The organism is Polaromonas sp. (assembly GCF_039930745.1).
In the GTDB taxonomy this organism is placed as follows: Bacteria; Pseudomonadota; Gammaproteobacteria; order Burkholderiales; family Burkholderiaceae_C; genus Polaromonas.
The window spans coordinates 20,018-30,723 of sequence record NZ_JBDTTH010000052.1 but is presented as its reverse complement, the minus strand read 5'-3'; the positions used below and the strand labels follow the sequence as shown (position 1 = coordinate 30,723).

Genomic DNA, 10,706 nt, shown 5'->3' with positions numbered 1-10,706 from the left:
GCCACGTCGCGCAGGGCGTCAAGCGAGCCCTTGCGGTCGAACTTGTTGATGGCGACAAATTCGGCGAAGTCCAGCATGTCGATTTTTTCAAGCTGGCTGGCCGCGCCGAATTCAGGCGTCATCACATACATGGGCACATCGACGTGCGGCACGATGGCTGCGTCGCCCTGGCCAATGCCCGAGGTCTCCACCACGATCAGGTCAAACCCGGCGACCTTGCAGGCGGCAATCACTTCGGGAAGTGCCTTGCTGATCTCGCTGCCAAATTCACGAGTTGCCAGGCTGCGCATGAAGACGCGCGGCCCCTGCTGCCATGGGCTGATGGCATTCATGCGGATGCGGTCGCCGAGCAGTGCACCGCCGCTCTTGCGCCGTGAGGGGTCGATGCTGATGACGGCCACGCGCAGCTGGTCGTTCTGGTCCAACCGCAGGCGGCGGATCAGCTCGTCGGTCAGCGATGATTTGCCTGCGCCGCCGGTACCGGTAATGCCCAGGACCGGTATCTTTTTGATAGCAGCCTGCGCGCGAAGCGTCTCGACGAGCGCCGGATTTGCCTTGTCATTCTCCAGAGCGGTGATGAGCTGCGCCAGCGAACGCCAGGCCATTTCGCCATGGCCCTCAATCGCCTGGATGTCCGCAGGCGCGAAGCCGGTCAGGTCTTTGTCGCAGCGCATGACCATCTCGCCGATCATGCCGGCCAAACCCATTTTCTGGCCGTCCTCCGGGCTGTAGATGCGCGTGACGCCATAGGCATGGAGTTCGCGGATCTCCGGTGGCACAATCACGCCGCCGCCCCCGCCAAACACCTGGATGTGCTGGCCGCCGCGGCTCTTGAGCAGGTCGACCATGTACTTGAAGTACTCGACATGGCCGCCCTGGTAGGAACTGATGGCAATGCCCTGCGCATCTTCCTGGAGCGCGGCCGTGACCACTTCATCAACGCTGCGGTTGTGGCCCAGGTGAATGACTTCGGCACCCATGCCTTGCAAAATGCGCCGCATGATGTTGATGGCGGCATCGTGGCCGTCAAACAGGCTGGCGGCGGTGACAAAACGCACCTTGTGCGTGGGGCGGTAGCTGGCAAGGGCCTTGAATTCGGCGGACAGGTCGGTCATGGCGGCGCTCTCTGGGTGGTTGTCTCGTGGCTTGGATGCAGCAGGATTATTCGATTTTCAATCCGGCCAGCGCCGGATCATCGGGCGGATAGCACAGGTCCAGCGACTTCAGTTTGTCGCGCACCAGCGTGGCAATCATCAGGTTGCGGTGTGTCTTGGAGTCGGCGGGTATCACTGCCCATGGCGCCCACGGGGTGCTCGTCGCACCCAGCAGCGCCTCATAGGCCTTCTGGTACTCGGCCCACTGCTTGCGTACCTCCAGGTCGCCCAGGCTGAATTTCCAGCGCTTGGTCGGGTCGTCGACCCTTTCCTGCAGGCGCTTGCCCTGCTCTTCAAAGCTGACATGCAGCATGAACTTGAGGATCACCGTACCGGTTTCGGCTAGCAGGCGTTCGAACTCATTGATGTGCGCAAAGCGCTGCGCGGCCTGTTCGGGCGTGATCCAGCCCTTGACCACCGGGACCAGCACGTCCTCATAGTGGCTGCGGTTGAAGATCATGGTCTCACCCGCACCGGGCATCTGGCGATGGATGCGCCACAGGTAGTCGTGCGCCCGTTCTTCCTCGCTGGGTGCTTTCCAGCCCACGGTATGCACGCCCAGCGGGCTGGTTCGGCTGAACACGGCGCGGATGGTGCCGTCCTTGCCGGAGGTATCGGTGCCCTGCAGCACGACCAGCAACTTGTGGCGTTTGTCGGCATAGAACAGGTCCTGCAGGCCGTCAAGTTCAATGGCCAGCGCTTCCACGGCGGACTTGTCTTCGGCTTTGTCACCGGTTGAAAAGGGCTTGGCCGAGGCCTTGAGCCCGGACAGCCCAAACGGCCGCTCCCGACCGGCGGTGGGCGGTTGCCAGGGGGCCAGCAGGGCCGCGCGCTTGCTGTTGCCGTTGGACATGGCTGTCTCCGTGTGGATGATTGACGTTTACGTAAACGTCAATCTTACCGTTTTTCCATGAAACAGGGGCACTCGAGCCGCCCCTATGTTTCCCGACAGGTGGGCAGCACCCGCTTATTTGTACAGCAACTGCGGTAGCCACAGGCCGATGGCCGGAAACTGGTACAGCAACACAATCGCCAGCACCTGGATGGCCATGAAAGGCAACATGCCGAGGAAAATCTGGTTCAACGTGACATGTTTGGGAGCGACACCCTTGAGATAAAACGCGGCCATAGCCACCGGCGGACTCAGGAAGGCCGTCTGCAGGTTTAGCGCGACCAGCAGACCGAAGAACAGCGGGTCTACGCCGAAGTTGTCGAGCAGCGGGATGAAGATGGGCATGAAAATCACGATGATCTCGGTCCATTCCAGCGGCCAGCCGAGAACGAAAATAATCGCCTGGCTCATCACCAGGAACTGCGTCTTGCTCAGGTTCATGCTAAGCACCCAGTTCTCGACCAGTTCCTGCCCCCCCAGCAAGGCAAAAGCCGCGGAGAAGATGGCCGAGCCGACGAACAACCAGCAAACCATGGCCGAGGTCTTGGCGGTCAGGAATACCGATTCCTGAAGCACCGAGAGGGTCAGGCGTTTGTACGCGATGGCGAGGACAAAGCCGCCCAAGGCACCCATTGCGGCCGCTTCGGTCGGTGTGGCCAGCCCCATCACGATGGAGCCCAGCACCGCGACGATGAGAATCATCAGCGGGAAGAACGAGGTGAGGAGCATCTTGAAGATTTCCAGCCGCGCAAAACTCAGGAACAGGTAGAACAGTGCGACCAGCGCGCCGAAGATGGCGAAGCTGACCCACCACCAGGTCGGAGCATCGCGCGTGGTGGCTCCCGTAGCGGCTGCCGTTTCGGGGTCGGCGGGCGCAGCGCCAGGAGGCTCGACCACACCAGCTCCGACCGGCCCGGCAGGTGAGGTCGCGGTGCCCGGCGGCTCCTGGACATCACCCGATGGAGGCTCCTGCAGGCTGCCTTCCGCAGGCGGTTCCTGCAAGCCCTCTTCTTGGGGAGGTTCCCGCAGGCCACCGGCATCGGCCGCCGGTTCGGCTGACGGGCTGGACGCGCCAATCTGCTGGATGTCATAAACCGCCTCGGCTTCGACGGTGGTGACGGCCCGATAGCTGGTCAACAGCACCAGCAAAAAGAGCAGGCCCGGCAGCACCACAATGGTCAGCTGCCGCAGGATGTGGCCGAGTGGCACGTCGGCATTACGCTTTCCCTTGAGGGCGCCGAGCAGGCCCGTCGGTGCGTATTTGTCCGTGCCGGTGGTCAACTGCTGCGTCAGCGGGGGCAATGTCACAACACGATCTGCGGCCGACAACGGTGGCGCCCACTGCGGCTTCAGCTTGGCCACCAGGATGACGTAGAAGATGTACAGGCCGGTCAGCATCAGGCCGGGAAAAAATGCACCTGCGTACAACTGCACGACGGACACGCCGGCCGTGGCGCCGTACACGATCAGCAGCACCGAAGGCGGAATCAGGATGCCGAGGCAGCCACCTGCGGTAATGGAACCGGCCGCCATCGGGACGCTGTAACCCGCACGCAACATGGCCGGCAAGGCCAGCAGGCCCATGAGTGTGACCACTGCACCCACAATGCCGGTGGCCGTCGCAAAAATTGCACAGGTCACCAGGGTGGCGACTGCGAGCGAGCCCGGAATCCTGGCCATCGCCAAATGCAGGCTCTTGAAAAGTTTTTCAATCAGGTTGGCGCGCTCGACCAGATAACCCATGAAAACAAACAGCGGTATGGCTATCAACACGTCGCTGGACATGGTCTTGAACGCTGCTTGAACCATCAGGTCCAGTGTCTTGGTGGTGTCCCGGTTGTAGGCCAGCCATGTGAAAATCATGCCCATGCCCATCAGCGTGAAGGCGGTCGGAAAGCCCAGCATGATGGCCGTCACCACCAGCGACAGCATCAGGAGGCCCAAGTGGCCATTGGTGACTTTTTCGACGCTCAGCAACAGTGTGGCGGCGCCGATGATCACCAGTGCCATGAAGCTCAGGCCGAACCAGAGTTCCTTGCGGATCTTCATTTGCGCTCCTCCTTGAGGGCCATTTCGCGCTCCAGCGCGGCCATGTCTTCGTCTTTCACGTGCACCATTTCCTTGAGTTTTTCCACATCCACCTCTTCCACATCCCCGTCGCGGACCGGCCAGGCGCCGGTTTGAATGCACCGGATGCAGCGGATGATTTCCACGATGCCCTGCAACAGCAGCACAGAACCCGACACCGGGATCACGAACTTGAAGGGATAGACCGGAATCGGGTCAGCGTTGAAGGTCTGCTCGCGGATCGCCAGCGACTCATTGGCATAAGTCCATCCGGCCCAGGTCAGCGCGACGACGCCAGGCAGGAAGAAGAGGATGTACAGCGTCAGGTCGACGATGGCCTGCGTGCGCGGCCTGAGAAAGCCGTAAAGCACGTCGCCGCGCACATGACCGTTTTTGCTCAGGGTGTAGGCGCCCGCCATCATGAACAGCAGGCCGTAAAGCATGATCTGCGCGTCCAGCACCCAGGCGTGAGGCCGGTTGAGCACGTAGCGGCTGAATACTTCCCAACTGATCAGCAAGGTGAGCAGGACGACGCTCCATGCGCAAGTCTTGCCAATCCAGGTGGAAAAACGGTCCACCGCGAGTAAAAACGATTGCATGGCAACTCCTTGCGGCGCCCGACGGCGCTCCTGAAAAAACAAAAAGGGCACCCCTCGGGTGCCCCTTGGAGGCCAGGGCCTCGCTCAGGCTTTCTTGCCCGCGCCGAAATAATGGTTGTAGGCCATCTTGAAGTCCACGGTGTAGTCGTTTTGCCACTGGCCGGCACGCTGTGCAAAGGCTTTTTGCGAGTCAAGCACCTTCTTGAACAGCGCGTTCTCTGCCCCCTTCTTGACCATGATCTTGTCCCAGGAAGCGAGCTGGGCGCGCAGAATGGCGTCGGGCGTCTTGTAGAACTTGACGCCGGCCTTCTTGAGGTCAATGTAGTCTTTGGAGTTGCGCTCGATGGCCTTCCAGCTCATGTCGGCGCTGGCGGCCTGAACGGCGTAGTCGATGATGGCGCGCAGGTCCTGTGGCAGGGCGTTGAGCTTGGTTTTGTTGAAGAGGATTTCGAACTGCTCGCCGCTCTGATGGAAGCTCTGCAGCATGCAGTTCTTGACCACGTCGGGGAAGCCCAGCAGCTTGTCCGAAGAAGCGTTGTTGAATTCGGCGCCATCAATCAGGCCGCGGTCCAGCGCCGGTACGATCTCGCCACCGGGTAGCGGGTTCACGGCCGCGCCCATGTCGGTGTACATGTCGACGGCCAGACCCACGGTACGGAACTTCATGCCCTTGACGTCAGCGGCCTTGGCGATCGGTTTCTTGAACCAGCCGAAGGGCTGGGTCGGCATGGGGCCATAGAGGTAGGACACCACGTCCATATTGATGGACTTGTAGATTTCTTCCAGCAGGGCCTTGCCGCCGCCGTAGTTGTGCCAGGCCAGCAGCATGTTGGGGTCCATGCCAAAGGACGGGCCGGAACCCCACAGCGCGAGCGCTGAATTTTTGCCGTAGTGGTAGGCGACCACGCCGTGGCCGCCGTCCAGCGTGCCCTTGTTGACGGCTTCGAGCAACTGGAAGGCAGGAACAACCGCGCCTGCGGGCAACACTTCGATCTTGAGCTTCCCGCTGGCCATGTCGTTGACTTTTTTGGCGAAATCAGCGGCGTACTCGTGAAAGATGTCTTTCGACGGCCATGTGCTCTGGAAGCGCAGCGTGGTAGCGGTTTGCGCGGTAGCCAGCATGGGGGCGGACATCGCGCCGGCGCCGGCTGCTACAGCCGCTCCCTTGAGCAGGCTGCGTCGGCGAGGGGTCTTGATCTCGTTCATGGCTTTTGTCTCCGGTTGTGAAAAAGGTTAGCGCACTATCTTTTGTCATCACTGCTGCGCCTGTGAGAGGGTTTTTACCAACCGGGTTGCCAGGATTGGGCCTAATTGGGGTGAAACTGTTTTTCAGCCTCGGGCTCGGGCTGCGCGTCGTCGTCGGCTTTGTAAAACTTTGAAGCGGCTGTGAGTCGTCCCGTCGCGACCGGCCGGCGCACGAAAGTTTTAAACTTGCTTGAATCACTGTGTGCTTTTCAAGCCCTGTTTATGACCAACCGGAATTGATGATGAACCCCCTTCAGACTCCCGGCCCTGCCGGTAAAACCTCCGACACCGCAAGCGGCAGCCCCCAGACCGCGCAGCCTGAAATTCTGCAGGTGCACCCTGCTCCCGGATATGCCGGCAATGTGTCGCCAGAACTCGCTTTCCAGTGGTGGCATGCGGGCCAGGCTGTGCTGATTGACGTGCGCACCGATGCGGAGCGCGAGTGGGTCGGTTTTGTGCCGGGTGCGGTAGCGCTGGCATGGAAGCAGTGGCCTGGAATGGCCGTGAACCCTGCGTTTGACCAGAACCTGCAAGCGGCGGTGCCGGCGGGCATGAAAGCCCTGATGTTGTGCCGCAGTGGCGTGCGTTCGGTGGCAGCTGCGAGGCGCGCTGCCGAGCTGGGCATGGAGGCTTACAACATCCTGGAGGGGTTCGAGGGCGACCCTGACGCGCAGGCCCACCGCGGCATGCTCGGGGGCTGGCGCCGCCGTGGTCTGCCGTGGAAGCAGAACTAGAGCCAGAACTAGAGCCCCCACGCTCCCCACTTCGTGTGGTTCGCTGCCCCCCGAGGGGGCGCTGCGCCTGCGGCCCGGCAAAGCCGGTTCCGCGGCCCCTGCTTGAAAATGCAGTCCTTTGGCCGCGCATGTACTGCTGGGACAGCCGGGGCCGGTTCACATAAACTGGCCAGCATGAACAATGACAGCCTGCTCAAACGCATTGAATCAAAACGCGCTGAAGTGGTGGCACTGACGCAAGATCTGGTTCGCATTCCCACCATCAACCCGCCCGGCGACGCCTACGAAGCCTGCGCGCATCTGCTCGGGGAACGGCTGAAAAAACGCGGTTTTGCCGTTGAATACATCCGTGCCGAAGGAGCGCCGGGCGACCATGATTCCCACCCGCGAATCAACGTGGTTGCCCGCTACGAAGGGAAGTCAGCTGGCGAATGTGTGCACTTCAACAGCCATATCGATGTGGTCGAGGCCGGGTCCGGCTGGACTACAGATCCCTTTGGCGGCGAAATCAGGGACGGCAAGGTTTATGGCCGCGGCACCTGCGACATGAAAGGTGGGTTGGCATCCAGCGTGATCGCCTGCGAAGCTATTCTCGAGGAGGGGCTGGCATTTCCCGGAGCGCTGGAGATTTCAGGCACGGTCGATGAGGAGTCGGGTGGTTTCGCTGGCGTGGGCTATCTTGCCGAGCGCGGTTATTTCACGAAACCCCGCGTGCACCATGTCATCATCCCCGAGCCGCTGGGCGTGGACCGCATCTGCCTGGGGCATCGCGGTGTCTGGTGGGGCGAGGTCGAGACCCTCGGCCGGATTGCCCACGGCTCCATGCCCTTCTTGGGCGACAGCGCGATCAATCACATGAGCGCCTTTATCCATCTGCTGGAAACGCAGTTGCAGCCCCGGTTGTCGCAGCGCCATACTGCGGAGCCCGTGGAGCCGCCCGGTGCGAGGGTCAGTACCCTCAATATCAACAGCTTGCACGGTGGACAAGTGGAGCAGCTGTTTTCGCTGGATGCGCGCGGCCGACCAACCGGTGATTTACCGGCGCCTGTGGTGGCGCACTCATGCCGTGCTGTGCTGGACCGCCGGTTTATTGCCGAAGAAAGCCTGGAGGCCGTGAAAGCGGAAATCGTGGCCATGCTCGAACAACTCAAGCGCAGCCGGCCCGGCTTTGACTACGGCATCAAGGACATCATGAGTTTTGTGCCTACGGCCACGCCCAGGGATGCGCCGGTTGTACTGGCCACCGCGCGGGCGATTGCGCGCGTGCTGGGTCGCGAAGCCAGCTACATCTCCAGTCCCGGCACCTATGACCAGAAACATATCGTGCGCACCGGCAAGCTCGATGCCTGCATCGCCTACGGCCCTGGCATCCTGGATCTCGCGCACCAGCCCGACGAATATGTGGGCATCCAGGAACTGGTAGACAGCGCAAAAATCATGGCTTTGGCGGCCTTGAGCCTGACTGGGGCGGCCCGGTCGACCTGAGGACAGTAATACCAAGGTAGTGATTTAGTTGATTACTACACCTAAAGGCTTTTTTTTGGTCTGGACCCCTGTCAATCTTGACAGGGGTAGCGGTATCTAAATTGTTAAATTCAATTTCAATGGTGGTACTTTTTCACAAGGACCACCATGCAAGCCCAACTTCTCCTTCCTTCTCCCGCACGTTCTGTAACAAAGCCAGTTGCCAATCCTGGCTTGTCTTCGCATTTGCGGCAGCGCATTGCCCGCGAATTCACGCCGCGCTGGCAGCAGCAATGGGGCGGAAAGTTTGTCCTCCACGGCAGAATCGCCGGTCCCAATGCGGTTCGACTGGATGGCAATGATTACCTCAGTGTGACGGGGCATCCGGACATCGTGGGCGCTCAGGTGGCGGCTTTGCGAAATGATCGTGAATTCGTGATCCAGTCAGGTGTCTTTGTACATGGCGAACATCCGGCGCGCGCGCTGGAAAAATCCCTGGCTCAGTGGGTCGGAAAAGAAGACGGCTTTGTCTGCCAGTCGGGTTATGCCGCCAATGTGGGCTTGTTGCAGGCGATTGCCGATGCGCAGACGCCGGTCTATCTGGATACATTGGCTCACACCTCGCTGTGGGAGGGTGCGCATGCGGCGCGTGCACCCGCCCATCCGTTCCGGCACAACGACCCGGAACACCTGGACCGTGTGTTGTCTCGGCATGGCGCGGGCGTGGTGGTGGTCGATTCGGTCTACAGCACCACCGGCGCCCTGTGTCCGCTGCGCGAAATGGTGGAAGTGGCCGAGCGCCACGGTTGCATGATTCTGGTGGATGAGTCGCACTCCTTGGGGACGCATGGCCCGGGTGGGGCAGGCTTGTGTGCCGAACTCGGCCTGACGGACAGGGTTCACTTCATCACAGCCAGCCTGGCCAAGGCTTTTGCCGGGCGCGGTGGGTTTTTTACCGCACCGGCCGAGTTGCGCTATTACATCCTGAGTTCCAGCTACCCCAATATCTTCAGCTCCTGCCTCTTGCCCCATGAGATCGCCGGCCTGGGTGCCACGCTCGCCGTGATTGGCAAGCGTGATGAGCAAAGACAACGGCTACATGCGCATACCTTGCGGCTGCGCAGCAGCCTGTCTGACATGGGCTATCCGATCCACCAGGGGACGGAGCAGATCATTGCGCTGGAGGCCGGCACCGAGCCCGATACCATGGTGTTGCGTGACCACCTGGAAGAACGTGGCGTTTTTGGTGCCGTCTTTTGCGCACCCGCTACCAGCCGCAACCGGGCCATGGTGCGCCTGACCCTGCACGCGGCGCTTACCGAGGCGGAACTCTGCCATGTGGAGGCCGTCGCGCGGGAAGTGGCGCCCCGCGTCAAGCCCTGGGACTGGCCGATTGCCCGGCGCGCGCGGGCCGCTGAAGCGGCAGGCGGCTGATACTGCCACCCGGAAGTGGCGAAACAAAGTAGTGGCTTCGTGCCGGGGCAAGGATTGCAACCCCGCCAAGGGAGCGAAGACGCGCTTTCATGCTTCGATATTTTCGGGGCGCGGTACCAGGCATCAGTCCTGCACGGTGCGCTGTCCATGCTTTTTGAGCCAGTGGCTGTAGCCCGTCAATCCCGGGAGACTGGCGGCCAGTTCGACCGGAAACAGGGCGGCCAGCAGCGTGCCCTCGTGGCCAATGGAAAACGCGGGCATCAGCCGTGCCGGGCCGGTTTGGCCCAGCGCCTGCTGAAGTTCCAGGTCCACCAGGGTGCGGCCGGACCGGATATCGTCGGCAGCCGTCGCCTTCATGCCCTGGGATTCCGCCAGTTCAGCCAGGTCTGCCAGCCCCGAGGCAGATTCCAGTTGCAGCCAGCTGACACGTCCATCTGTGTCCATGCCGAGGATGCCGAAGGGCTGTCCGATGAGCACATGTTCAATCCAGTGGGTGCTGGCCAGGCTTGCAAGCTGCCGGCCGACCGACGGCACCTGCAACAGGGCGTGCTGCGGCTGGGTCAGCGCGCTGCGCCATATCTGCGAATGGCGCATCTGCGGCTGCGTCAGCATGCGCTGGACAACCGAGATCAGGTGCTGGGAAATGTCGGGCGTTTGTTTGGCGATGAACTGGTCGATCAGTCCCCGGTTGAAAGCACTGACCGCGACGTGTTCGTCGGCCTGCCCAGTCAGCAAGATGCGGCCGCCCTGCCAGTCGGTCAGTTCGCCCAGCGCTTGCAGGCCATCCATGCCCGGCATGGCGTAGTCGAACACACAGACGCGGGTCAGTCCGAAGCGTTCGGTGTGGGTAGCCCAATAACGCAGGATCTGCGGGATCAGCGGGTTGCCGGCGCGCCACTGGTCGATCATTTCCTGCTGGGCCCAGGCGTCAGCCTCGCACAGGGGCGGCTCCTGTTGCAGGTGGTTGATGCAGGTTTGGGGCCGCAGGTATAGCTTCACGTTCCATTGACGCGGCAACACCATGGCCAGCATCTCCAGGTACGCTTGGTCATCGTCGAGAAAAACAATCGCGCCGGGGCGATGGAAGAGGGGGAAAGTCATGGCTGCGTGAAGTTGA

The 10,706-nt window shown here is 61.5% G+C and carries 9 protein-coding genes; 3 read left to right on the top strand and 6 right to left on the bottom strand.

The window, feature by feature from the left end:
* From ABI660_RS15335 to ABI660_RS15315, 5 genes are all read right to left on the bottom strand, one after another.
* The coding region (locus ABI660_RS15335) for a cobalamin-dependent protein (RefSeq protein WP_348069568.1) at nt 1-1,115 on the bottom strand (1,115 nt) is incomplete at its 3' end.
* A 46-nt stretch (nt 1,116-1,161) separates the two neighbouring features.
* Entirely contained in the window at nt 1,162-2,007 is an 846-nt protein-coding gene (locus tag ABI660_RS15330; protein ID WP_348069566.1) for a PPK2 family polyphosphate kinase, read from the bottom strand.
* A 114-nt stretch (nt 2,008-2,121) separates the two neighbouring features.
* A complete protein-coding gene (locus tag ABI660_RS15325) occupies nt 2,122-4,095 on the bottom strand; it encodes a TRAP transporter large permease subunit (RefSeq protein WP_348069564.1) in 1,974 nt (657 codons plus the stop codon).
* Complete coding sequence (locus ABI660_RS15320) at nt 4,092-4,712, bottom strand: TRAP transporter small permease subunit (protein ID WP_348069562.1); 621 nt, start codon at nt 4,710-4,712, stop codon at nt 4,092-4,094. Before ABI660_RS15320 ends, ABI660_RS15325 begins: the two co-directional genes overlap by 4 nt.
* A gap of 84 nt (nt 4,713-4,796) precedes the next feature.
* A complete protein-coding gene (locus tag ABI660_RS15315) occupies nt 4,797-5,918 on the bottom strand; it encodes a TRAP transporter substrate-binding protein (protein ID WP_348069560.1) in 1,122 nt (373 codons plus the stop codon).
* A 281-nt stretch (nt 5,919-6,199) separates the two neighbouring features.
* Between ABI660_RS15315 and ABI660_RS15310 the strand changes: the two genes are divergently transcribed.
* The 3 genes from ABI660_RS15310 (at nt 6,200) to cqsA (ending at nt 9,589) form a co-directional block, all read left to right on the top strand.
* On the top strand, nt 6,200-6,691 hold the full coding sequence (locus ABI660_RS15310) for a rhodanese-like domain-containing protein (protein WP_348069558.1): 492 nt from the start codon (nt 6,200-6,202) through the stop codon (nt 6,689-6,691).
* Between the two features lie 174 nt (nt 6,692-6,865).
* Nucleotides 6,866-8,176, top strand: a complete 1,311-nt coding sequence (locus ABI660_RS15305) for an acetylornithine deacetylase/succinyl-diaminopimelate desuccinylase family protein (RefSeq protein WP_348069556.1) — start codon at nt 6,866-6,868, stop codon at nt 8,174-8,176.
* 147 nt (nt 8,177-8,323) lie between these two features.
* Nucleotides 8,324-9,589, top strand: a complete 1,266-nt coding sequence (cqsA, locus tag ABI660_RS15300; protein ID WP_348069554.1) for an alpha-hydroxyketone-type quorum-sensing autoinducer synthase — start codon at nt 8,324-8,326, stop codon at nt 9,587-9,589.
* Between the two features lie 123 nt (nt 9,590-9,712).
* On the opposite strand, the gene ABI660_RS15295 is transcribed toward cqsA, so the two are convergent.
* Nucleotides 9,713-10,690, bottom strand: coding sequence for a response regulator (locus tag ABI660_RS15295; protein WP_348069551.1), 978 nt, complete (start codon nt 10,688-10,690; stop codon nt 9,713-9,715).
* Nucleotides 10,691-10,706 lie beyond the last annotated feature (16 nt).

What these genes read in the sequence shown, in the direction of transcription:
- ABI660_RS15330 (WP_348069566.1), bottom strand. Translation starts at nt 2,007, where the DNA reads ATGTCCAACGGCAACAGCAAGCGCGCGGCCCTGCTGGCCCCCTGGCAA.
- ABI660_RS15325 (WP_348069564.1), bottom strand. Translation starts at nt 4,095, where the DNA reads ATGAAGATCCGCAAGGAACTCTGGTTCGGCCTGAGCTTCATGGCACTG.
- ABI660_RS15320 (WP_348069562.1), bottom strand. Translation starts at nt 4,712, where the DNA reads ATGCAATCGTTTTTACTCGCGGTGGACCGTTTTTCCACCTGGATTGGC.
- ABI660_RS15315 (WP_348069560.1), bottom strand. Translation starts at nt 5,918, where the DNA reads ATGAACGAGATCAAGACCCCTCGCCGACGCAGCCTGCTCAAGGGAGCG.
- ABI660_RS15310 (WP_348069558.1), top strand. Translation starts at nt 6,200, where the DNA reads ATGAACCCCCTTCAGACTCCCGGCCCTGCCGGTAAAACCTCCGACACC.
- ABI660_RS15305 (WP_348069556.1), top strand. Translation starts at nt 6,866, where the DNA reads ATGAACAATGACAGCCTGCTCAAACGCATTGAATCAAAACGCGCTGAA.
- cqsA (WP_348069554.1), top strand. Translation starts at nt 8,324, where the DNA reads ATGCAAGCCCAACTTCTCCTTCCTTCTCCCGCACGTTCTGTAACAAAG.
- ABI660_RS15295 (WP_348069551.1), bottom strand. Translation starts at nt 10,690, where the DNA reads ATGACTTTCCCCCTCTTCCATCGCCCCGGCGCGATTGTTTTTCTCGAC.